The organism is Streptomyces sp. SCPE 10 (assembly GCF_051980735.1).
GTDB lineage: Bacteria > Actinomycetota > Actinomycetes > Streptomycetales > Streptomycetaceae > Streptomyces > Streptomyces misionensis.
In genome coordinates this window covers 4,593,791-4,615,446 of sequence record NZ_CP197069.1, presented here as the reverse complement: position 1 = coordinate 4,615,446, position 21,656 = coordinate 4,593,791, and the positions used below count along the sequence as shown (strand labels likewise).

The window sequence follows — 21,656 nt, the reverse complement described above, 5'->3', positions numbered from 1 at the left end:
TCGGCGCCCGCCCCGCGTGGTGAGCCCGGCGCCTTCCCCGCTCAGCGCCGGACGTCCCGCCACGCCGACGGGATGCGGTCGGCCACGTCGTGCGCACCCGCGGGAGCACCCTCGGCCGCGAACCGGCCCGCCAGGCCGTGCAGATACGCGGCGACGCTCCCCGCGTCCCGCGCGGCCAGCCCCGAGGCCAGCAGCGAACCACCGAGACCGGAGAGGACATCGCCGCTGCCGGCGGTGGCGAGCCAGCCGGTGCCGGTGGCGTTCACCCGTACCGCGCCGCCCGCCGCGTCGGCGACCAGCGTGGTCGAGCCCTTGAGCAGCACCGTCGCCCGGTACACCGCCGCCAGTTCGCGCACCGCGGCGAGGCGGGCGCCCTCGACCTCCTCGCGGGCCACCCCCAGCAGCGCGGCGGCCTCCCCCGCGTGCGGTGTCATCAGGGTGGGCGCCGTGCGCGCCCGTACGGCGTCGCGTTCCGCGAGGCGCAGCCCGTCCGCGTCCAGCAGCACCGGCACCTCGGAGGCCAGCACCTCGGCGACGGTCGCCGCGTCGTCCCCGGCGCCCGGACCGGTCACCCATGCCTGCACCCGGCCCGCCTTGGCGGGGCCCCGGTCGGAGACCAGGGTCTCCGGGAAGCGGGCGATGACCGCCTCCGCGGCCGGCCCGACGTAGCGCACCGCCCCGGCGCCGCCGCGCAGCGCCCCGGCGACGGCGAGCACCGCGGCGCCCGGATAGCGCGCGGACCCGGCCGCGATGCCGACCACGCCCCGCCGGTACTTGTCGCTCTCGGCCGCGGGCACCGGCAGCAGCCGTGCCACGTCCACGTGCTGGAGCGCCTCCAGTTCGGCCTCGGCGGGCAGCTCCAGGCCGATGTCGACCAGCCGCACCACCCCGGCGTGCTCCCGCGCCGGATCCACCAGCAGTCCGGGCTTGTACGTGCCGAAGGTGACGGTGAGGTCCGCCCGCACGGCGGCCCCCCGCACCTCCCCGGTGTCCGCCTCGACCCCGCTCGGCAGGTCCACCGCCACCACGGCGGCCCGGGACCGCCGCACCGTCTCCACGAGCCGTGCGGCCTCGGGCCGCAGCCCGCCCTTGCCGCCGATCCCGACGATGCCGTCCACCACGAGATCGGCCCGCAGCAGCGCCTCCTCGGCGGAGCCGGCCGCGCCGACGACGCCGCCGGCCCGCCGCAGTGCGGCCAGTCCCTCGGTGTGCGCCCGCTCGGGCGCGAGGAGCACGGCCGTCACCCCGGCCCCCCGGCGCGCCAGCCGGGCGCCCGCGTACAGCGCGTCGCCGCCGTTGTCGCCGCTGCCCACGAGCAGGACCACCCGGCTGCCGTACACCCTGCCCAGCAGGTCGGCGCAGGCGGCGGCGAGGCCGGCGGCCGCCCGCTGCATCAGCGCCCCCTCCGGCAGCCGCGCCATCAGGGCCCGCTCAGCCGCCCGTACCGTCTCCACGCCGTACGCACTCCGCATGGCACCGAGTGTGCCCCGTAACCCCCACCGGTCACACCCGGGCCCGCTCAGCCCTCGGCGATCACCACGGCCGAGGCGACACCCGCGTCATGGCTGAGGGACACGTGCCAGGACCGCACCCCCAGCTCGGCGGCGCGCGCGGCCACGGTCCCGCGCACCCGCAGCCGGGGCCGCCCGCTGTCCTCGACGTACACCTCGGCGTCCGTCCACAGCAGGCCGGGCGGCGCGCCGAGCGCCTTGGCCAGCGCCTCCTTCGCGGCGAACCGGGCCGCCAGCGAGGCGATACCGCGCCGCTCCCCGCTGGGCAGCAGCAACTCCCGTGTCACGAACAGCCGGTCGGCCAGCTGGGGGGTGCGCTCCAGGGACGCCCGGAAGCGGTCGATCTCCGCCACGTCGATCCCGACTCCGATGATGCTCATGGACAGCACCCTAAACAGACGGCCCCGATACGCCCTCTACGCTTCGGTCATGACCAGCACCGCGTCCCAACAGTCCTATCTCGCCGACCTGTTCTCGCTCGACGGCCGCGTCGCCGTGGTGACCGGCGGCAGCTCCGGCATCGGCCGGGCCATCGCCGGGGCACTGGCCCGGGCCGGCGCGAGCGTGGTGGCCGTGGCCCGCGGCGAGGAGCGACTGGCCGCGGCCGTCGGCGAGCTGACGGCCGACGGGTGCCGGGCCGCCTGGGTCGCGGGCGATCTCGGCAGCCGCGAGGCGGTGCGGGCGGTGGCCGAGGAGGCGACGGCCGTGTACGGGGAGCCCGACATCCTCGTCAACTGCGCCGGGATCAATCTGCGGCCCCCGATGGACGAGCTGGACGAGGACGTCTGGGACGCCACCATGGCCGTGAACCTGGAGGCGCCCTTCCTGCTGGGCCGGCGGTTCGGGCCCGGCATGGCCGAGCGCGGCTTCGGCCGGATCATCCACATCAGCTCCCAGCAGGCGCACCGCGCGTTCGTGTCGAGCGGCGCGTACGGCGTGTCCAAGGGCGCCCTGGAGTCGCTGGCCCGCTCGCAGGCGGAGGCCTGGTCGCCGTACGGGGTCACCTGCAACACCCTGGTGCCGGGCTTCGTGATGACCCCGCTCAACGCCCGGCTGTCGGCCGACCCGGAGCGGGTGGCGGCGCTGGCCGCGCGCACCATGGCCGGGCGCAACGGCCTCGCCGGGGACTTCGCGGGCGCGGCCGTCTTCCTCGCGAGCCGCGCCTCCGCCTACGTCACGGGCCAGTCGATCTGCGTGGACGGAGGCTTCTCCGTCCACTGAGCACCGGCGCCGCCGCTACTCCACCGTCACCGACTTCGCCAGGTTCCGCGGCTGGTCCACCTCGTTGCCCCGCGCGGCGGCCAGCTCGCAGGCGAAGACCTGGAGCGGCACGGTGGCCACCACCGGCTGCAGCAGGGTGGGCGTGGCCGGGATGCGGATCAGGTGGTCGGCGTACGGGACGACCGCCTCGTCCCCCTCCTCGGCGATCACGATGGTGCGCGCCCCGCGCGCCCGGATCTCCTGGATGTTGGAGACAATCTTGTCGTGCAGGAGGGAGCGGCCGCGCGGCGACGGCACGACCACCACCACCGGCATGTCCTCCTCGATCAGCGCGATCGGTCCGTGCTTCAGCTCGCCCGCCGCGAAGCCCTCGGCGTGCATGTAGGCGAGTTCCTTGAGCTTGAGCGCGCCTTCGAGGGCGACCGGGTAGCCGACGTGCCGGCCCAGGAAGAGCACGGTGTCCTTGGCGGCCAGCGTGCGGGCCAGCGCCCGGACCGGCTCCATGGTCTCCAGGACGCGCTCGACCTCGACCGAGATCCGGGACAGGTCCTTGATCACGGCGTGGACCTCGTCGCCCCACTTGGTGCCGCGCACCTGGCCCAGGTAGAGGGCGACCAGATAGCAGGCGACCAGCTGGGTGAGGAACGCCTTGGTGGAGGCGACGGCGACCTCGGGCCCGGCGTGCGTGTAGAGCACCGCGTCCGACTCGCGCGGGATGGTGGAGCCGTTGGTGTTGCAGATGGCCAGCACCTTGGAGCCCTGCTCGCGGGCGTGCCGCAGGGCCATCAGGGTGTCCATGGTCTCGCCGGACTGGGAGATGGCGATCACCAGGGAGCGGCTGTCCAGGATCGGGTCCCGGTAGCGGAACTCGCTGGCCAGCTCCACCTCGCAGGGGATCCGCGTCCAGTGCTCGATGGCGTACTTGGCGATCAGGCCGGCGTGGAAGGCCGTCCCGCACGCCACGATCACGACCTTGTCGATCTCGCGCAGCTCGGTCGGGGAGATCCGCAGCTCGTCCAGGGTGAGCGAACCCGACGGGTCGATCCGGCCGAGGAGGGTGTCGGCGACCGCCTTGGGCTGCTCGGCGATCTCCTTGAGCATGAAGTAGTCGTAGCCGTCCTTCTCGGCGGCCGAGGCGTCCCAGTCCACGTGGTAGGTGTGCACCTCGGCGGGGCGGCCGTCGAAGCCGGTGACGGTCACGCCGTCCCGGCGCAGCTCCACCACCTGGTCCTGGCCCAGCTCGATCGCCGAGCGGGTGTGCGCGATGAACGCGGCGACGTCCGAGGCCAGGAACGCCTCACCCTCGCCGACGCCGACCACCAGCGGGGAGTTGCGGCGCGCGCCGACCACCACGTCCGGGGCGTCGGCGTGCACCGCGACCAGCGTGAACGCGCCCTCCAGGCGCCGGCACACCAGCCGCATCGCCTCGGCGAGGTCACCGGTCACCGAGTACTCCTCGGCCAGCAGATGGGCGACGACCTCGGTGTCCGTCTCGGAGTTCAGCACATGGCCGCGCTCGGCCAGCTCGGTCCGGAGCACCGCGAAGTTCTCGATGATGCCGTTGTGGACGACGGCGACCCGGCCCGCGTTGTCGAGGTGCGGGTGCGCGTTGTCGTCCGTGGGGCCGCCATGGGTGGCCCAGCGGGTGTGCCCGATGCCCGTCGAACCGGCCGGCAGCGGCCGCTCGACCAGCTCCTTCTCCAGGTTGACCAGTTTCCCGGCCTTCTTCGCGGCGGCCAGACCGCCGTCCGCCGGCAGGGCGACGCCCGCCGAGTCGTAACCCCGGTACTCCAGCCGCTTCAGCCCGGCCATCACGACATCGAGCGCCGACTGCGACCCTACGTATCCCACGATTCCGCACATGGGCGGCAGCCTACGGTCCGCCCCGCGCCGGAAACCGTCATCCCCTGCCCGAATTCGGAAATTCCCACAGGCATACGAAGGCCCGCCCGGGCCGGTGCGGCGCGCACGACGGGCGTCCGAGGGGCGTGACGGACCCCACCTCCCGTGCCGTTCAAACTCCGTTAACAATGGAATGTGATCTCACCGGTCCCCTCGATGCCCCGGAGCGCCCACCGGCACAGGCCGGAGGCGACTCCCTACGTCGACCTCACCCGAGCCGAGTGGAGCGCGCTGCGCGACAAGACGCCGCTGCCGCTCACCGCCGAGGAGGTGGAGAAGCTGCGCGGTCTGGGCGATGTGATCGACCTGGACGAGGTGCGGGACATCTACCTCCCGCTGTCCCGGCTGCTGAACCTCTACGTCGGCGCCACCGACGGCCTCAGAGGCACGCTGAACACCTTCCTCGGCGAGCAGGGCTCGCAGTCCGGCACCCCGTTCGTCATAGGCGTGGCCGGTTCCGTCGCCGTCGGCAAGTCCACCGTCGCCCGTCTCCTCCAGGCCCTGCTGTCCCGCTGGCCCGAGCACCCCCGCGTGGAGCTGGTCACCACCGACGGCTTCCTGCTGCCCACCCGGGAACTGGAGGCCCGCGGCCTGATGTCCCGCAAGGGCTTCCCCGAGTCGTACGACCGCCGGGCGCTGACCCGCTTCGTCGCCGACATCAAGGCCGGCAAGAGCGAGGTGACCGCTCCGGTCTACTCGCACCTGATCTACGACATCGTCCCCGACCAGAAGCTCACCGTCCGCCGCCCCGACATCCTGATCGTGGAGGGCCTCAACGTCCTCCAGCCCGCGCTGCCCGGCAAGGACGGCCGCACCCGGGTGGGCCTCGCCGACTACTTCGACTTCAGCGTGTACGTCGACGCGAGCGCCGAGGACATCGAGCGCTGGTACCTCAGCCGCTTCAAGAAGCTGCGCCAGACCGCGTTCCAGGACCCCCACTCGTACTTCCGCAAGTACACCCAGGTCTCCGAGGAGGAGGCCCTCGACTACGCGCGCACCCTGTGGCGCACGATCAACAAGCCCAACCTGGTCGAGAACATCGCCCCCACCCGCGGCCGCGCCACCCTGATCGTCCGCAAGGGAGCGGACCACAAGGTCCAGCGGCTGCGCCTGCGCAAGCTGTAGGGCGGGACCGCGCAGGCCGCGGGGACGGTACGGCGCGCCCGTGAGAAAGGGCGCCATGCCGTATCTGCGCCTGATCACCCCGGCCGGCCGGCCCGACCAGGGGTGGTGCGGCCGATCGAGGACACGGTCGGCACCGCCCACCTCGCGATGCTCCCCGGGGCCGCCCGCGGCTCGCGCCGCGCCCGCTGGCCGCCCGGCCGGCGGGCGTGGCCGGGACGCTCCCCGGCCGCCGCCGACGCGGCGGGGGCGCCGGCCTACGGCGACAGCGGCCAGAGGGAGAGCGGGGCCGTGCACCGGTACGGCCCCACCGGGTGGGCGCGAGCGACCGAAACGGTTCCCCGCGCCCCGACCGGCCCTATCCCAGGGCCGACTTCACCGCGTCGGCGAGCCGCCCGGCCACCGACCGCGCCTGCTCGATGTCCGCGGCCTCGACCATCACCCGGACCAGCGGCTCGGTACCGGAGGGCCGCAGCAACACCCGCCCGGTCTCCCCGAGTTCCCGCTCCGCCTCGACGACGGCCGCGGCCAGGTCCGCGGAGGTCCGCACCCGCGACTTGTCGACGTCGGGCACGTTGATGAGCACCTGCGGCAGCCGCTCCATCACGGACGCCAACTCCCGCAGGCTGCGGCCGCTTTCGGCGACCCGCGCGGCCAGCAGCAGACCGGTCAGCGTGCCGTCGCCGGTCGTCGCGTGGTCGAGGACGATCACGTGCCCGGACTGCTCGCCGCCGAGCGCGAACCCGTGCCGCTTCATCTCCTCCAGCACGTACCGGTCGCCCACGGCCGTCTGCACCAGCCGGACCCCGGCCTTCTCCATCGCCAGCTTGAAGCCGAGATTGGACATCACGGTCGCCACCACGGTGTCGGCCCGCAGCTCGGAGCGCTCGCGCATCGCGAGGGCGAGCACGGAGAGGATCTGGTCGCCGTCGACCTCCTCGCCGGTGTGGTCCACCGCGAGGCACCGGTCGGCGTCACCGTCGTGGGCGATGCCGAAGTCCGCGCCGTGCTCGACCACGGCCGCCTTCAGCGGGCCGAGGTGCGTGGAGCCGCAGCCGTCGTTGATGTTGAGACCGTCGGGCGCGGCGCCGATGGTGACGACCTGCGCGCCGGCCCGGGTGAACGCCTCCGGCGAGACCCCCGAGGCCGCGCCGTGCGCTTCGTCCAGGACGATCTTCAGCCCGTCCAGCCGGTTGGGCAGCACCGACAGCAGGTGCGTGACGTACTGCTCGAAGCCCTCGTCGTAGGAGCGCACCCGGCCGACGCCGGCGCCGGTCGGCCGCTGCCACGGCTCGCCGTGCCGGTGCGACTCGTACACCGCCTCGATCCGGTCCTCCAGCTCGTCGGCGAGCTTGTGGCCGCCGCGCGCGAAGAACTTGATGCCGTTGTCCGGCATGGCGTTGTGGCTGGCGGAGAGCATCACGCCGAGGTCGGCGCCGAGGGCGCCGGTGAGGTGGGCCACGGCGGGCGTCGGCAGCACGCCGACCCGCAGGACGTCCACGCCCGCGCTCGCCAGGCCCGCGACGACCGCCGCCTCCAGGAACTCCCCGGACGCCCGCGGGTCCCGACCGACCACGGCCTTCGGCCGGTGGCCCTCGAAGGTGCCCGCCTCGGCCAGCACATGCGCCGCGGCCACGGAGAGGCCGAGGGCCATCTCGGCCGTCAGATCCGCGTTGGCGACACCGCGCACGCCGTCCGTGCCGAAGAGTCGTCCCACTTGTCCTCCTGAGGAAGCATCGATGGCGTAAGCGGACGGGCGCCGGGTCGATGGGGGCGCCTCGCCATCCGATCGCACAAGCCTTTGAGCGTCTTGTGTCGTTATACGCCCTTGGCTGAGATAAACGAACGCCCCGACGGCACAAGTGGCGTGCCGCCGGGGCGTTCGGAGTACGAGCAGGCAGCTCGGGCTTGCTTAGCGCTTGCTGTACTGCGGAGCCTTGCGGGCCTTCTTCAGACCGGCCTTCTTCCGCTCGACCGCACGGTCGTCGCGGCGCAGGAAGCCGGCCTTCTTCAGCGGGCCACGGTTGTTGTCGACGTCCGCCTCGTTCAGCGCACGGGCGACACCGAGACGGAGCGCACCGGCCTGACCGGAGACACCGCCACCCGCGATGCGGGCGATGACGTCGTAACGGCCCTCGAGCTCGAGCACCTTGAAGGGCTCGTTGACCTCCTGCTGGTGCACCTTGTTCGGGAAGTAGTCCTCGAGGGTGCGGCCGTTGATCTTCCACTTGCCGGTGCCCGGAACGATCCGGACGCGGGCAATGGCGTTCTTGCGGCGGCCCAGGCCGGCGGCCGGCTGGGGCTCGCCGAAGCGGGAGGCCAGGGACTCCGAGGTGTACTCGCCCTCGACGGGGACCTCGGACTCGGTGGTGTAGCTGTCGATGTCAAGCTCTTCGAGCGGCTGCTCGGCAGTGGTCTCGGCCACGATTCTCCTCAGATTCTCTTCAGTCTTAGGGGGTGGCCGGACTTACTGCGCGACCTGGGTGATCTCGAACGGCACCGGCTGCTGGGCAGCGTGCGGGTGCTGGTCACCCTTGTAGACCTTCAGCTTCGAGAGCATCTGACGGCCCAGGGAGTTCTTGGGGAGCATGCCCTTGACGGCCTTCTCGATGGCCTTCTCGGGGTTGTTGGCCAGCAGGTCGTCGTAGCGGACGGACCGCAGACCACCCGGGTAGCCGGAGTGGCGGTAGGCCATCTTCTGGGTCCGCTTGTTGCCGGACAGGTGCACCTTGTCGGCGTTGATGATGATGACGAAGTCACCAGCGTCTACGTGCGGCGCGTAGATCGGCTTGTGCTTGCCCCGGAGGAGGGTCGCAGCAGTGGTGGCGAGACGGCCCAGGACAACGTCCTGAGCGTCGATGACGTGCCACTGGCGCGTCACATCGCCGGGCTTGGGGCTGTACGTACGCACGGTTCGTAGCCTTCGCTTCGAGTGAATGGTCCTGAACAGGTCACCGAAACGATCACGACAGCCTTGACCGCACTGCGGTGACGCAAACCGCGCGCTGGTCGCTGGTCATCGGCCCGGTGGACCGGTGTAAGGGCCCGTCCCGTGAGAATGAGCAAGCCAATACACAACGAAGAAGCAGGTTACCCGGCGGCCCCCGGACGGGTCAAAACGAGGCAGGACACCCGGCGGGCCCTGCGCCGCGTCCCCCGCGTCTAAGATGCGCCCCATGAGTAACGGGCAGGGGGGACCCCAGTCTCAGTGGGATCCCTGGAAACCGCAATCCCAGCAGCCCCAGCAGCCCTGGGGCAGCGGCGGCGACGACGGGACACCGGACTGGGCCGCCCTCGCGGAGGCGTCGGAGACCCGCGGCAAACGGCGCAAGCTGCTGTTCATCGGCGGCGGCGCGCTCGCCACGATCGCCATCGGCACCGCGGTCGCCCTGGCCGTCGTCTCGGCGAACGGGCACAGCGGCCCCTCGGGCAGCGCCTCGCAGCTGCCCAGCGCCTCCCTGCCCGGCGGCTCGGCCGGCACCGTACCCTCCTTCGCGCCCACCAGCGCCCCGCCGCCGCTGGACCCGAAGGACTTCATATCCAGCGCCAAGAAGGACACCGCCCCGCTGAGCCCCGAGACCCTGTTCCCGGGCACCCGACTGACCATGGGCGGCACGGTGTACGAGAAGGGCGCCACCAGTGACACCACCAGCTGCGCCGGCGCCGCGGGCGGCACCCTGCCCGGGATCCTCGCCGCCAACGGCTGCACCCGGCTGATGCGCGCCACCTACACCCACGGGGACGTCGCGGTCACCGTCGGCGTCGCCCTGTTCGACACCGAGGCCCAGGCCGCCAAGGCCCGCAAGCAGACCGACGACCACAGCATCGTGCGCTCGCTGTCCGGCTCGGGCGTGCCGGCCTTCTGCGACGGCGCCACCTGCCGCTCGACCCGCAACGCCTACGGCCGCTACGCCTACTTCACCCTCGCCGGGTTCACCACCGGCAAGAACGTCACCACCAAGGACACCCAGGTCTTCAGCGCGGGCGACAACCTGGCGGAGTTCACCTTCCAGCAGATCCGCCGCCGCGGCCAGGCGCAGGCGTCCGCGGCGGCGAACCGGTAGCTCAGCAGCATCCCGCCGACGGCAGCGAGCGCTTGTTGCGGGCCTCCTTGTTACGGGCGGCCAGCAGCTCGTCGGCGGGGTAGCCGACCTCCTCCAGGGTCAGCCCGTGCGGCCGTACGACATGCACGGCCGAGTCCCGTGTCCCCGCGGCCAGCACCTTCCCGGGCCACTCCGGGCCGCGGTGCCCGTCGCCGACGAACAGCAGCGCGCCGATCAGCGAACGCACCATGTTGTGACAGAACGCGTCGGCCCGCACCGTCGCCGTGATCACACCGTCCGCGCCCCGCACCAGGCTCAGCTCCTGGAGCGTCCGGATGGTGGTGGCACCCTCCCGCCGCTTGCAGTACGCGGCGAAGTCGTGCTCCCCGAGCAGCGCCCGCGCGGCCTCGTTCATGGCGTCCACGTCGAGCGGCCAGTCGTGCCAGAGCACATGGCCGCGCAGCAGCGGGTCCACTCCCCCGGGGTGGTCCGTCACCCGGTACGCGTAACGCCGCCAGATCGCCGAGAACCGGGCGTTGAACCCCTCCGGGGCCTCCTCGGCCCGCCAGATCCGCACGTCCTTCGGCAGCCGCCCGGCGAGCCGCTTGAGCAGCTTCTCGCGGTGCTCCGCCCACAGCTCGGCCGGCAGGTCGACATGCGCCACCTGGCCGCGGGCGTGCACCCCGGCGTCGGTGCGCCCGGCCACGGTCAGCTCGTACGTCTCCTTCGACCGCGTCACCGTGCGCAGCGCGTCCTCGATCTCCCCCTGCACGGTCCGCTTGCCGCCGGCCTGCTTGGCCCAGCCGTGGAAATCGGTGCCGTCGTACGACAGGTCGAGGCGGACGCGGACACGGCCCGGCTGTACTTCACTCACACACAGATCCTCTCAAGTACGCGAAAGCGGGCCCGCCCGAAGGGCGAACCCGCTTCCCGCGTCAGGCTGAGCCTCAGGCGTCCTTGGACTCCTCGGCAGCGGCCTCCTCGGCCGGCGCCTCGGTGGCCTCGGCGGCCTTGGCCTCGTCCGCCTCCTTGACCGCGCGCTTGGTGGCGGCCTCGGCCTCACCCACGGCGTTCTGCTGCACCGTCAGCGCCTCGACCAGCTCGATCACGGCCATGGGCGCGTTGTCGCCACGGCGGTTGCCGATCTTGGTGATGCGGGTGTAACCACCCGGACGGTTCTCGTACCGCGGGCCGATCTCGGTGAAGAGCGTGTGCACGATGCTCTTGTCCGTGATGACCTGGAGCACCTGGCGGCGGTTGTGAAGGTCGCCCTTCTTCGCCTTGGTGATCAGACGCTCGGCGTACGGGCGCAGGCGGCGGGCCTTCGCCTCGGTGGTGGTGATGCGGCCGTGCTCGAAGAGGCTCTTCGCCAGGTTCGCGAGGAGCAGCTTCTCGTGCGCGGCGCTGCCGCCCAGACGGGCACCCTTGGTGGGCTTCGGCATTGTTCTTCTCCTGTGTCTCTGCCCCGGCCGTACCAGGTACCGGGGTCAGTATCCGAGCAGACGGTTGTCTGTCGGAGATCCGGACGGGCCCCGAAGCGGCACCCGTCCGGAAGGGGCGCGGGGAACTGCGCGACAAGCCGCGCCGCACCCGCACCCGAAAGCGGACCGTCCGGCCCGAGCTCTTAGTACTGCTCGGTCTCGACGAACCCGGCGTCCGCGTCGTCGTCGGCGCCGAAGGCGTCGGCGGCGGCGGTCGGGTCGAATCCGGGCGGGCTGTCCTTGAGGGCCAGGCCCATGCCGGCCAGCTTCGCCTTGACCTCGTCGATCGACTTCGCACCGAAGTTGCGGATGTCGAGCAGGTCGGCCTCGGAGCGGGCGACGAGCTCACCCACGGAGTGGATGCCCTCGCGCTTGAGGCAGTTGTACGACCGAACGGTGAGCTCCAGCTCCTCGATCGGCAGCGCCAGGTCGGCGGCGAGCGCGGCGTCCGTCGGGGACGGACCCATGTCGATGCCCTCGGCGTCGATGTTCAGCTCGCGCGCGAGACCGAACAGCTCGACCAGGGTCTTGCCCGCGGAGGCCATGGCGTCACGCGGACGCATCGCCTGCTTGGTCTCGACGTCGACGATCAGCTTGTCGAAGTCGGTGCGCTGCTCGACACGCGTGGCCTCGACCTTGTACGTGACCTTCAGAACCGGCGAGTAGATGGAGTCGACCGGGATACGGCCGATCTCCTGGCCCACCTGCTTGTTCTGCACGGCGGAGACGTAGCCGCGACCGCGCTCGACGGTCAGCTCCATCTCCAGCTTGCCCTTGCCGTTGAGCGTGGCGAGGACGAGGTCGGGGTTGTGCACCTCGACACCGGCCGGGGGCGCGATGTCGGCGGCGGTGACCAGACCCGGGCCCTGCTTGCGCAGGTACATCACGACCGGCTCGTCGTGCTCCGAGGAGACGACCAGCTGCTTGATGTTGAGGATCAGGTCGGTGACGTCCTCCTTGACGCCCGGCACGGTGGTGAACTCGTGCAGCACGCCGTCGATCCGGATGCTCGTGACGGCGGCACCGGGGATCGAGGACAGGAGGGTACGGCGGAGGGAGTTGCCGAGGGTGTAGCCGAAGCCCGGCTCCAGCGGCTCGATCACGAACCGGGAGCGGAACTCGTCGACGACCTCTTCGGTCAACGAGGGACGCTGAGCGATCAGCATGGAAGGAATCCTTCAGTCAGGGGCGCCCGCTATTTGACGCCCGACTCTGTACTGCAAGGGTACGGGCGGCACGGCTTCTGCACAGAGGCCGTACCGCCCGGAACCGCAAATCCAGCGGAGCGCTGAGCGTCAGACGCGGCGGCGCTTCGGGGGACGGCAGCCGTTGTGCGGGGTCGGGGTGACGTCCTGGATGGAGCCGACCTCGAGGCCCGTGGCCTGCAGGGAGCGGATCGCGGTCTCGCGGCCGGAACCCGGGCCCTTGACGAACACGTCGACCTTGCGCATGCCGTGCTCCTGGGCGCGGCGGGCAGCCGACTCGGCGGCCATCTGCGCGGCGAACGGCGTGGACTTCCGGGAGCCCTTGAAGCCGACGTGGCCGGCGGAGGCCCAGGAGATCACGTTGCCCGAGGGGTCCGTGATCGAGACGATCGTGTTGTTGAACGTGCTCTTGATGTGCGCGTGGCCGTGAGCGACGTTCTTCTTTTCCTTGCGGCGCACCTTCTTGGCAGCGCCCTGACGACCCTTGGGGGGCATCTACAAACTCCTAGAGGGAGGTGGTCGGTCCTACAGCGAAGACCGTGGACAGAGGTCCGCTGCGGACTACTTCTTGCCCGGCTTCTTCTTGCCGGCGATGGCGCGACGCGGGCCCTTGCGGGTACGGGCGTTGGTGCTGGTGCGCTGACCGCGGACGGGCAGACCGCGACGGTGACGGAGACCCTGGTAGCAACCGATCTCGACCTTGCGGCGGATGTCGGCCTGGATCTCGCGACGGAGGTCACCCTCGGTCTTGATGTTGTTGTCGACGTACTCGCGGATCGCGACCAGCTGCTCTTCGCTCAGGTCACGAACGCGGGTGTTCGGGTCGACGCCGGTCGCAGCCAGCGTCTCCTTCGAGAGGGTCCGGCCGATGCCGAACACGTAGGTGAGGGCGACCTCCACGCGCTTTTCGCGCGGGATGTCAACACCGGAAACGCGTGCCATTCAATGGCTCCTGGTGAATCTTCGGAGGTCTTCCGCAGAACCGGCTCCCGGCCGCCGTATGAGGTACGGACCGGGTCCCCGGCCTCCGAACCGGGGGTGTCGAGCCGTTCGGCTCGGGTTCTGCGTATGAACAATTCAGCTCGCGTCGCGCGAAAACTCTGCGATAGAGGTGCAGAGAGGGGTGGTCGTGCGTCAGCCCTGGCGCTGCTTGTGGCGCGGGTTCTCGCAGATGACCATGACCCGGCCGTGACGGCGGATCACCCTGCACTTGTCGCAGATCTTCTTGACGCTCGGCTTGACCTTCATGGGGTGAGGTTCTCCGGGTCAGTGCCATCGCACCGGGCGAACCCGGGGCGCGGGCAAGATCTACTTGTACCGGTAGACGATCCGGCCACGCGTCAGGTCGTACGGAGACAGCTCCACCACGACCCGGTCGTCAGGGAGGATGCGGATGTAGTGCATACGCATCTTGCCGCTGATGTGTGCCAGGACCTGGTGGCCGTTCTGGAGCTCGACCTTGAACATGGCGTTCGGCAGAGACTCGACGACAGTGCCCTCGATCTCGATGGCACCTTGCTTCTTGGCCACGCTTCGCCCTTCGAATCGACTACCTTGATCGACTCTCCCGCGTCCCTTACGGGCGCATGCGGACATGCGGGTGCACGAGAGCCGACGAGTCAGTCTACGTCGGCACACCCGGAAACGCGAATCGAGGGATTCTGCCCCACCAGGGCGCCGCCCATGCGAGCCGTGTTCAGGCCAGCGGGTCGGGAGCCACGGTGATGCCGTGCTCCGCCAGCTTCGCCTTGCCGCCGTCGACGGCCGTGAGGACCAGCGGACCGTCCTCCGTCAGCGCCACGGAGTGCTCCCAGTGCGAGGACCAGGTGCCGTCGGTCGTGATGACCGTCCAGTCGTCCTCCAGGACCTCGGTCCTGGGCGTGCCGAGGGACACCATCGGCTCGATGGCCAGGCAGAGGCCGGGGACCAGCTTGGGGCCCTTGCCGCGCCGGCGGTCGACGTAGTTCAGCAGGTGCGGGTCCATGTGCATCTCGGTGCCGATGCCGTGACCGCCGTAGTCCTCGATGATCCCGTAGCGGCCGCCGCCCGGCTTGGGCTGGCGGCGGATGTACGTCTCGATGGCCCGGGACACGTCGACCAGCCGGTTGCCCTGCTTCATCGCCGCGATGCCGGCCCACATCGACTCCTCGGTCACCCGGGACAGCTCGATCAGCTCCGGGGCGTGACCGGAGCCGACGAAGGCCGTGTAGGCCGCGTCGCCGTGCCAGCCGTCCACGATCGCGCCGCAGTCGATGGAGATGATGTCGCCGTCCTTGAGGACGACGTCGTCGGACGGGATGCCGTGCACCACCACGTCGTTCACGGAGGTGCAGATGGTCGCGGGGAAACCGCCGTAACCCAGGAAGTTCGACTTGGCGCCGTGCTCGGCGAGCACCTTGCGGGCGACCTCGTCCAGGTCCTTCGTGGAGGCGCCGGGCACCGCGGCCTCCCGGGTGGCCGCGTGGATCGCGGCGACGACCAGGCCCGCCGCACGCATCTTGGCGATCTGCTCGGGCGTCTTGATCTGCACCATGGGGGGCCTGCGCTCTCCGTCACTCACGTGGACTGGGTGTACCTGTACAACACTACGGCCGCGGCGCCCCCTCAAGGGCACCGCGGCCGGAAGGCGGCCGGGCTTACTTGCTCTCGGCCTGCTCGCTCTTCAGCGCCTCCAGCGCGCGCTGGGTGACCTCGTCCACCGAGGCCTGCGCGGAGATCGTCCGGACCAGGCCCTGCGCCCTGTAGTAGTCGATGATGGGCTCGGTCTGCGTGTGGTAGACCTCCAGGCGCGTGCGGACGGTGTCCTCGGAGTCGTCCTCACGCTGGTACAGCTCGCCGCCGCACACATCGCACACGCCCTCCTGCCGCGGCGGGTTGTACGCCACGTGGAAGACGTGCGAGGAGTCGTTGCGGCAGATCCGCCGACCCGCGATGCGCTTGACGACCTCCTCCTCGGGGACCTCCAGGTCCAGCACCGCGTCCAGCGCCATGTGCTCGGTGCGCAGCAGCTCGTCCAGCGCCTCGGCCTGCGCCACGTTCCGGGGGAAGCCGTCCAGCAGGAAACCGCCGGCGGCGTCCGGCTGCTCCATGCGGTCCTTGGCCATCGCGATGGTCACCTCGTCGGGGACGAGGTTGCCGGCGTCCATGTAGGACTTGGCGAGCTTGCCCAGCTCGGTCTGCCGGCTGATGTTGGCCCGGAACAGGTCACCCGTGGAGATGTGCGGGATGGCCAGCTGCTCGGCGAGCCGGACGGCTTGCGTTCCCTTACCGGCACCGGGCGGCCCGACGAGGACGATACGCATCAGCGGAGGAACCCTTCGTAATTGCGCTGCTGGAGCTGGCTCTCGATCTGCTTCACCGTTTCGAGGCCGACACCCACGATGATCAGGATGCTGGTGCCGCCGAAGGGGAAGTTCTGGCTTGCCCCGAAGCCGACCAACGCCATTGTCGGTACGAGAGCGATCAGACCCAGATACAGCGAACCCGGCCAGGTGATCCGGTTGAGCACGTACGACAGGTACTCAGCGGTCGGTCGGCCAGCCCGGATGCCCGGGATGAAGCCACCATACTTCTTCATGTTGTCGGCGACTTCTTCGGGGTTGAAGGAGATCGCCACGTAGAAGAACGCGAAGAAAACGATGAGCAAGAAGTACAGGGTGATGTAAATCGGGTGATCACCCTTGGTGAGGTTCTCCTGGACCCACTGCTTCCAGCCCGAGTTGCCGCCCGCGAACTGCGCCACGAGAGCCGGGATGTACAGCAGCGACGAGGCGAAGATGACCGGGATCACACCGGCCTGGTTCACCTTGAGCGGGATGTAGGTGGACGTACCGCCGTAGGAGCGACGGCCGATCATCCGCTTGGCGTACTGGACCGGGATGCGGCGCTGGGCCTGCTCGACGAAGACCACCAGCGCGACCATGACCAGGCCGACCAGGATCACGGTGCCGAACTCGATCCAGCCGCCGGCCAGGGTGCCCTGCTTCTTGATCGCCCACAGCGCGGACGGGAAGGTCGCGGCGATCGAGATGAACATCAGGATCGACATGCCGTTGCCGATGCCGCGGTCGGTGATCAGCTCACCGAGCCACATCACCACGGTGGTGCCGGCGGTCATGCAGATGACCATCGTGATCGTGGTGAAGATCGCCTGGTCCGGGACGATGCTCGTGGAGACCGAGCAGCCGCTGAACAGCGCGCCGCTGCGGGCGGTGGCGACCAGGCCGGTGCCCTGCAGGATCGCCAGGGCGAGGGTGAGGTAACGGGTGTACTGCGTGATCTTCGCCGTCCCGGCCTGGCCCTCCTTCTTCAGGGCCTCCAGGCGCGGGATCACCACGGTCAGCAGCTGAAGGATGATGCTGGCGGTGATGTACGGCATGATGCCGAGCGCGAAGACCGTGATCTGCAGCAGTGCGCCGCCGCTGAACATGTTCACGAGGCCGAACAGGCCCTGGTTGGCCCCCGCCTCGCTCACGCACTGCTGGACGGCCTTGTAGTTGACGCCGGGGATCGGGATGTGGGTACCGACCCGGTAGACCACGATGATGCCCAGCGTGAAGAGCAGCTTCTTGCGCAGGTCGGGCGTCTTGAACGCCCGGGCGAACGCGGTGAGCACGGTGCCTCCTGCGACCCCCGCGCAACTGCGTCAAGGGTGACGGTCTGAGGTTCGACGAATAAGTGAGAACAGTGCAGGCCACCTTACCGGCGACCATGCCCCCCTTGGAACGACCAACCGGGGATACCTCATTGTGAGGTATCCCCGGTGGGATCGTTTACGTCATCGACGCGTCGCCTGAGGGGCTCAGACGAGCTCGGTGACCGTACCGCCGGCGGCGGTGATCTTCTCCTTGGCGGAGCCGGAGACGGCGTCGACCGTCACCTGCAGCGCCACGGAGACCTCGCCCTGGCCCAGGACCTTGACGAGGCTGTTCTTGCGAACGGCACCCTTCTCGACCAGGTCCTGGACGGTGACCTCGCCACCCTGCGGGTAGAGCGCGGCCAGCTTGTCCAGGTTGACGACCTGGTACTCGGTCTTGAACGGGTTCTTGAAGCCCTTCAGCTTCGGGAGGCGCATGTGCAGCGGCATCTGGCCGCCCTCGAAGCGCTCCGGAACCTGGTAGCGGGCCTTGGTGCCCTTGGTACCACGACCGGCCGTCTTACCCTTCGACGCCTCACCACGACCCACACGGGTCTTGGCGGTCTTGGCGCCCGGGGCGGGACGGAGGTTGTGGATCTTGAGCGGGTTCTGCTCCGCCATGATCAGTCGACCTCCTCGACCGTCACGAGGTGGCGGACGGTGTGCACCATGCCGCGGAACTCGGGGCGGTCCTCCTTGACGACCTGCGTGTTGATGCCCTTGAGACCAAGGGAGCGCAGGGTGTCGCGGTGGTTCTGCTTGCTGCCGATGTAGGACTTGACCTGCGTGATCTTGAGCTGCGCCATGATTACGCACCCGCCCCGGCACGCGCACGCAGCAGAGCCGCGGGAGCGACGTCCTCGAGGGGCAGACCGCGGCGGGCCGCGATCTCCTCGGGACGCTGCAGACCCTTCAGGGCCTCCACGGTCGCGTGCACGATGTTGATCGCGTTGTCGGAGCCGAGCGACTTCGACAGCACGTCGTGAATACCGGCGCACTCGAGCACGGCACGCACCGGACCACCGGCGATAACACCGGTACCGGGCGACGCGGGCTTGAGCAGCACGACGCCGGCAGCCTTCTCACCCTGGATCGGGTGCGGGATGGTGCCCTGGATACGCGGGACCTTGAAGAAGTGCTTCTTGGCCTCCTCAACGCCCTTGGCGATGGCGGCCGGCACCTCCTTGGCCTTGCCGTATCCGACACCCACGGTGCCGTCACCGTCGCCCACCACGACCAGCGCGGTGAAGCTGAAGCGACGACCACCCTTCACAACCTTGGCGACGCGGTTGATCGCGACGACGCGCTCGACGTACGCGGTCTTCTCGGCGGCAGCAGCGCCGCCGTCACGGCCCTTCCGGTCCCGCCGCTCGCCGCCACCGGCACCGCCACCGCGGCGCTGGGGTCCAGCCATTGGAATTACCTCTCTCTGTTTCCGCTAGCTACGGAACCGTGGCTCAGAACTTGAGCCCGGCCTCGCGGGCGGCGTCCGCCAGGGCCGCGATGCGGCCGGCGTACTGGTTACCACCACGGTCGAACACGACGGCCTCGACACCGGCGGCCTTGGCACGCTCGGCGACCAGGGCGCCGACCCGCTTGGCCTGCGCGGACTTGTCGCCGTCGCCACCGCGGATCGAAGCGTCCAGGGTGGACGCCGACGCCAGGGTGTGGCCCTTCAGGTCGTCGATCACCTGCGCCACGATGTGGCGGTTGGAGCGGGTCACGACCAGACGGGGGCGCTCCGCCGTACCGGCGATCCGCTTGCGGATCCGGATGTGACGGCGCTTGATCGCGGCGCGCTTGTAGGCGTCGCCCTTGAGGATCTTCTGCCCGTATGCCATGGCTTACTTACCCGCCTTTCCGACCTTGCGGCGGATGACTTCGCCCTCGTACTTGACGCCCTTGGCCTTGTACGGGTCGGGCTTGCGCAGCTTGCGGATGTTGGCCGCAACCTCGCCGACCTTCTGCTTGTCGATGCCCTCGACCGAGAAACGGGTCGGGGACTCCACCTTGAAGGAGATGCCTTCAGGGGCCTCGACCAGGATCGGGTGGCTGTAACCGAGAGCGAACTCCAGGTTGGAACCCTTGGCGGTCACTCGGTAACCGACACCGCTGATCTCGAGCTTCTTCACGTAACCCTGGGTCACGCCGGTGATCATGTTCGCCACCAGCGTGCGGGACAGGCCGTGCAGGGCCTTGCTCTGACGCTCGTCGTTGGGGCGGGTCACCTGCAGGGTGCCGTCCTCGCCCTTGGCGATGTCGATCGGTGCCACGACGGTGTGGGTCAGCTCGCCCTTGGGGCCCTTGACCTTGACCGTACGGCCGTCGATGGTGACGTCCACGCCGGCGGGAACCGCGATGGGGAGCTTGCCGATACGCGACATAGCTGTTTCCTCCGTTCCCTTCTGCTACCAGACGTAGGCGAGGACTTCCCCACCCACGCCCTTCTTGCCGGCCTGCTTGTCGGTGAGGAGCCCGTGCGACGTGGAGATGATCGCCACGCCGAGGCCACCCAGCACCTTGGGCAGGTTGGTGGACTTCGCGTACACCCGGAGACCGGGCTTGGAGATCCGCTTGATGCCCGCGATGGAGCGCTCACGGTTCGGGCCGAACTTCAGCTCGAGAACGAGGTTCTTGCCGACCTCGGCGTCCTCGACCTTCCAGCCCGTGATGAAGCCCTCCTGCTGGAGGATCTCCGCGATGTGAGACTTGATCTTGGAGTGCGGCATCGACACCGAGTCGTGGTAAGCCGAGTTCGCGTTCCGCAGACGCGTAAGCATGTCTGCGATCGGATCAGTCATGGTCATGAATTGGCCTGTGGCCTTTCTCGCCGGGGTTTCCTATATGCGCCATCCCTCTCCCCGTACAGGGACGGGACGGGTGCGGCGCGGGGACCTACGGCGTAGTAAGTCGTTCAGGGCGGCAGAGGCCCAACCCTCCTAGCCTAAGCCATGAGAGTTGACACCTCTGCCTACCCCGGTTGCTTACCGAGAGGTCCAGGTATCCCTAAAAGCAGGGACTACCAGGAGCTCTTGGTCACGCCCGGCAGCTCGCCACGGTGAGCCATCTCACGAAGGCACACGCGGCACAGGCCGAACTTGCGGTACACGGAGTGCGGGCGGCCACAGCGCTGGCAGCGGGTGTAGCCACGCACACCGAACTTGGGCTTGCGAGCAGCCTTCGCGATGAGAGCCTTCTTCGCCATCTCGCTCACGCCTCCTTGAACGGGAAGCCGAGGTGACGGAGAAGGGCACGGCCCTCTTCGTCGTTGGTCGCCGTGGTCACCACGGTGATGTCCATACCCCGGACGCGGTCGATCTTGTCCTGGTCGATCTCGTGGAACATGACCTGCTCCGTGAGACCGAAGGTGTAGTTGCCACGGCCGTCGAACTGCTTCGGGGACAGGCCGCGGAAGTCGCGGATGCGCGGGAGCGCGAGCGACAGGGTGCGGTCCAGGAACTCCCACATGCGGTCGCCACGGAGCGTGACGTGGGCACCGATCGGCTGGCCCTCGCGCAGCTTGAACTGCGCGATGGACTTGCGGGCCTTGGTGACGGCCGGCTTCTGACCGGTGATGGTGGTCAGGTCACGGATCGCGCCCTCGATCAGCTTCGAGTCACGGGCGGCGTCGCCGACACCCATGTTGACCACGATCTTGACGAGGCCGGGGATCTGCATGACGTTCTCGTACTTGAACTCGTCACGCAGCTTGCCCGCGATCTCCTCACGGTACTTCTGCTTCAGACGCGGAGTGGTGGTGGTAGCCATCAGATGTCCTCACCCGTCCGCTTGGCAACGCGGATCTTGTTGCCCTCTTCGTCGAAGCGGTAACCGACACGCGTGACGACCTTCTGACCGTCCTTCTCCACGACCAGCTGGACGTTGGAGACGTGGATCGGCGCCTCGGTGGTCACGATGCCGCCGGCCTGGGAGCCACTGGCGGTCGGGCCGGCCTTGGTGTGCTTCTTGACCCGGTTGACACCCTCGACCAGGACACGCTCCTCGCGCGGGTAAGCGGCAATGACCTTGCCCTGCTTGCCCTTGTCCTTGCCGGTGATGACCTGGACCAGGTCGCCCTTCTTGATCTTCATGCTTACAGCACCTCCGGCGCGAGCGAGATGATCTTCATGAACTTCTTCTCGCGCAGCTCACGGCCGACCGGGCCGAAGATACGGGTGCCGCGAGGGTCGCCGTCGTTCTTCAGAATGACGGCGGCGTTCTCGTCGAAGCGGATGTACGAGCCGTCCGGACGGCGGCGCTCCTTGACGGTGCGAACGATGACCGCCTTGACGACGTCACCCTTCTTCACGTTGCCACCGGGGATCGCGTCCTTGACGGTGGCGACGATGACGTCACCGATGCCCGCGTAGCGGCGACCGGAGCCACCGAGCACACGGATGCAAAGGATCTCCTTCGCACCAGTGTTGTCGGCGACACGCAGTCGCGACTCCTGCTGGATCACGTCTATCTCCTGTTTGTCTGCCGGTTCCCGGCAGGGGTTTCCGTGCGGAGACCCCCGCCGAGCCTGGCGGAAC

The 21,656-nt window shown here is 69.6% G+C and carries 29 protein-coding genes; 3 read left to right on the top strand and 26 right to left on the bottom strand.

Annotated elements, in window-relative coordinates:
• Positions 1–41: 41 nt before the first annotated feature.
• Together ACSP97_RS21515 and ACSP97_RS21510 are read right to left on the bottom strand one after the other, a co-directional pair.
• A complete protein-coding gene (locus tag ACSP97_RS21515; RefSeq protein WP_440553829.1) occupies positions 42–1,472 on the bottom strand; it encodes an NAD(P)H-hydrate dehydratase in 1,431 nt (476 codons plus the stop codon).
• 47 nt (positions 1,473–1,519) lie between these two features.
• On the bottom strand, positions 1,520–1,891 hold the full coding sequence (locus ACSP97_RS21510) for a holo-ACP synthase (protein WP_355145477.1): 372 nt from the start codon (positions 1,889–1,891) through the stop codon (positions 1,520–1,522).
• 49 nt (positions 1,892–1,940) lie between these two features.
• Between ACSP97_RS21510 and ACSP97_RS21505 the strand changes: the two genes are divergently transcribed.
• Positions 1,941–2,732 carry an SDR family NAD(P)-dependent oxidoreductase gene (locus tag ACSP97_RS21505; RefSeq protein ID WP_440553815.1) on the top strand — a complete coding sequence of 264 codons (792 nt, stop codon included), beginning with the start codon at positions 1,941–1,943 and terminating at the stop codon, positions 2,730–2,732.
• A 15-nt stretch (positions 2,733–2,747) separates the two neighbouring features.
• Here ACSP97_RS21505 and glmS read toward each other — a convergent pair whose 3' ends face one another.
• Positions 2,748–4,595 carry a glutamine--fructose-6-phosphate transaminase (isomerizing) gene (glmS, locus tag ACSP97_RS21500; RefSeq protein ID WP_355145473.1) on the bottom strand — a complete coding sequence of 616 codons (1,848 nt, stop codon included), beginning with the start codon at positions 4,593–4,595 and terminating at the stop codon, positions 2,748–2,750.
• Positions 4,596–4,790: 195 nt separating this feature from the next.
• Here glmS and coaA point away from each other — a divergent pair, with 195 nt between their 5' ends.
• A complete protein-coding gene (gene coaA, locus ACSP97_RS21495; protein WP_440558460.1) occupies positions 4,791–5,759 on the top strand; it encodes a type I pantothenate kinase in 969 nt (322 codons plus the stop codon).
• A gap of 355 nt (positions 5,760–6,114) precedes the next feature.
• Here coaA and glmM read toward each other — a convergent pair whose 3' ends face one another.
• The 3 genes from glmM to rplM all read right to left on the bottom strand — a co-directional run bounded on the left by glmM (position 6,115) and on the right by rplM (position 8,667).
• Complete coding sequence (gene glmM / locus ACSP97_RS21490) at positions 6,115–7,473, bottom strand: phosphoglucosamine mutase (protein WP_355145471.1); 1,359 nt, start codon at positions 7,471–7,473, stop codon at positions 6,115–6,117.
• Positions 7,474–7,668: 195 nt separating this feature from the next.
• Positions 7,669–8,181 (bottom strand): 30S ribosomal protein S9, encoded by a 513-nt coding sequence (gene rpsI / locus ACSP97_RS21485; RefSeq protein ID WP_003998795.1) that lies wholly within the window; start codon positions 8,179–8,181, stop codon positions 7,669–7,671.
• 42 nt (positions 8,182–8,223) lie between these two features.
• Positions 8,224–8,667: a 50S ribosomal protein L13 gene (gene rplM, locus ACSP97_RS21480; RefSeq protein WP_070026304.1), complete on the bottom strand. Its 444-nt coding sequence runs from the start codon at positions 8,665–8,667 to the stop codon at positions 8,224–8,226.
• A gap of 265 nt (positions 8,668–8,932) precedes the next feature.
• On the opposite strand from rplM, the gene ACSP97_RS21475 reads away from it, so the two are divergent.
• Positions 8,933–9,820, top strand: coding sequence for a hypothetical protein (locus ACSP97_RS21475; RefSeq protein ID WP_355324353.1), 888 nt, complete (start codon positions 8,933–8,935; stop codon positions 9,818–9,820).
• Position 9,821: 1 nt separating this feature from the next.
• Here ACSP97_RS21475 and truA read toward each other — a convergent pair whose 3' ends face one another.
• The 20 genes from truA to rplN form a co-directional block, all read right to left on the bottom strand.
• A complete protein-coding gene (gene truA, locus ACSP97_RS21470) occupies positions 9,822–10,673 on the bottom strand; it encodes a tRNA pseudouridine(38-40) synthase TruA (RefSeq protein WP_355145466.1) in 852 nt (283 codons plus the stop codon).
• 73 nt (positions 10,674–10,746) lie between these two features.
• Positions 10,747–11,241 carry a 50S ribosomal protein L17 gene (gene rplQ, locus ACSP97_RS21465; RefSeq protein WP_070026307.1) on the bottom strand — a complete coding sequence of 165 codons (495 nt, stop codon included), beginning with the start codon at positions 11,239–11,241 and terminating at the stop codon, positions 10,747–10,749.
• A gap of 182 nt (positions 11,242–11,423) precedes the next feature.
• Positions 11,424–12,446 carry a DNA-directed RNA polymerase subunit alpha gene (locus ACSP97_RS21460; RefSeq protein ID WP_003966937.1) on the bottom strand — a complete coding sequence of 341 codons (1,023 nt, stop codon included), beginning with the start codon at positions 12,444–12,446 and terminating at the stop codon, positions 11,424–11,426.
• 129 nt (positions 12,447–12,575) lie between these two features.
• Positions 12,576–12,980 carry a 30S ribosomal protein S11 gene (gene rpsK / locus ACSP97_RS21455; protein ID WP_003956432.1) on the bottom strand — a complete coding sequence of 135 codons (405 nt, stop codon included), beginning with the start codon at positions 12,978–12,980 and terminating at the stop codon, positions 12,576–12,578.
• 66 nt (positions 12,981–13,046) lie between these two features.
• Positions 13,047–13,427 carry a 30S ribosomal protein S13 gene (gene rpsM, locus ACSP97_RS21450; RefSeq protein WP_009300593.1) on the bottom strand — a complete coding sequence of 127 codons (381 nt, stop codon included), beginning with the start codon at positions 13,425–13,427 and terminating at the stop codon, positions 13,047–13,049.
• Positions 13,428–13,619: 192 nt separating this feature from the next.
• Entirely contained in the window at positions 13,620–13,733 is a 114-nt protein-coding gene (gene rpmJ / locus ACSP97_RS21445; RefSeq protein WP_003998809.1) for a 50S ribosomal protein L36, read from the bottom strand.
• A 60-nt stretch (positions 13,734–13,793) separates the two neighbouring features.
• Complete coding sequence (gene infA, locus ACSP97_RS21440; RefSeq protein WP_003948620.1) at positions 13,794–14,015, bottom strand: translation initiation factor IF-1; 222 nt, start codon at positions 14,013–14,015, stop codon at positions 13,794–13,796.
• A 166-nt stretch (positions 14,016–14,181) separates the two neighbouring features.
• On the bottom strand, positions 14,182–15,018 hold the full coding sequence (map, locus tag ACSP97_RS21435) for a type I methionyl aminopeptidase (protein WP_355145463.1): 837 nt from the start codon (positions 15,016–15,018) through the stop codon (positions 14,182–14,184).
• 103 nt (positions 15,019–15,121) lie between these two features.
• Positions 15,122–15,787, bottom strand: coding sequence for an adenylate kinase (locus ACSP97_RS21430; protein ID WP_355145461.1), 666 nt, complete (start codon positions 15,785–15,787; stop codon positions 15,122–15,124).
• Positions 15,787–17,100 (bottom strand): preprotein translocase subunit SecY, encoded by a 1,314-nt coding sequence (secY, locus tag ACSP97_RS21425; RefSeq protein ID WP_070026310.1) that lies wholly within the window; start codon positions 17,098–17,100, stop codon positions 15,787–15,789. The genes ACSP97_RS21430 and secY overlap by 1 nt, the downstream gene beginning before the upstream one ends.
• A gap of 186 nt (positions 17,101–17,286) precedes the next feature.
• Positions 17,287–17,742, bottom strand: coding sequence for a 50S ribosomal protein L15 (gene rplO / locus ACSP97_RS21420; RefSeq protein WP_070026311.1), 456 nt, complete (start codon positions 17,740–17,742; stop codon positions 17,287–17,289).
• 2 nt (positions 17,743–17,744) lie between these two features.
• Positions 17,745–17,927 carry a 50S ribosomal protein L30 gene (rpmD, locus tag ACSP97_RS21415; RefSeq protein WP_003974250.1) on the bottom strand — a complete coding sequence of 61 codons (183 nt, stop codon included), beginning with the start codon at positions 17,925–17,927 and terminating at the stop codon, positions 17,745–17,747.
• A gap of 2 nt (positions 17,928–17,929) precedes the next feature.
• Positions 17,930–18,535 (bottom strand): 30S ribosomal protein S5, encoded by a 606-nt coding sequence (gene rpsE / locus ACSP97_RS21410; protein ID WP_009190144.1) that lies wholly within the window; start codon positions 18,533–18,535, stop codon positions 17,930–17,932.
• 43 nt (positions 18,536–18,578) lie between these two features.
• The gene (rplR, locus tag ACSP97_RS21405) at positions 18,579–18,962 is read right to left on the bottom strand and encodes a 50S ribosomal protein L18 (protein ID WP_440553804.1); all 384 of its coding nucleotides are present in this window, start codon (positions 18,960–18,962) and stop codon (positions 18,579–18,581) included.
• Between the two features lie 3 nt (positions 18,963–18,965).
• Positions 18,966–19,505 carry a 50S ribosomal protein L6 gene (rplF, locus tag ACSP97_RS21400; RefSeq protein WP_070026313.1) on the bottom strand — a complete coding sequence of 180 codons (540 nt, stop codon included), beginning with the start codon at positions 19,503–19,505 and terminating at the stop codon, positions 18,966–18,968.
• A 24-nt stretch (positions 19,506–19,529) separates the two neighbouring features.
• The gene (rpsH, locus tag ACSP97_RS21395; RefSeq protein ID WP_014674378.1) at positions 19,530–19,928 is read right to left on the bottom strand and encodes a 30S ribosomal protein S8; all 399 of its coding nucleotides are present in this window, start codon (positions 19,926–19,928) and stop codon (positions 19,530–19,532) included.
• Between the two features lie 212 nt (positions 19,929–20,140).
• Positions 20,141–20,326, bottom strand: coding sequence for a type Z 30S ribosomal protein S14 (locus tag ACSP97_RS21390; RefSeq protein WP_003948630.1), 186 nt, complete (start codon positions 20,324–20,326; stop codon positions 20,141–20,143).
• Between the two features lie 5 nt (positions 20,327–20,331).
• On the bottom strand, positions 20,332–20,889 hold the full coding sequence (rplE, locus tag ACSP97_RS21385) for a 50S ribosomal protein L5 (RefSeq protein WP_309095770.1): 558 nt from the start codon (positions 20,887–20,889) through the stop codon (positions 20,332–20,334).
• Positions 20,889–21,212, bottom strand: a complete 324-nt coding sequence (gene rplX, locus ACSP97_RS21380; protein WP_014674376.1) for a 50S ribosomal protein L24 — start codon at positions 21,210–21,212, stop codon at positions 20,889–20,891. The genes rplE and rplX overlap by 1 nt, the downstream gene beginning before the upstream one ends.
• A 2-nt stretch (positions 21,213–21,214) precedes the next feature.
• Positions 21,215–21,583, bottom strand: a complete 369-nt coding sequence (gene rplN, locus ACSP97_RS21375) for a 50S ribosomal protein L14 (protein WP_003998823.1) — start codon at positions 21,581–21,583, stop codon at positions 21,215–21,217.
• Positions 21,584–21,656 lie beyond the last annotated feature (73 nt).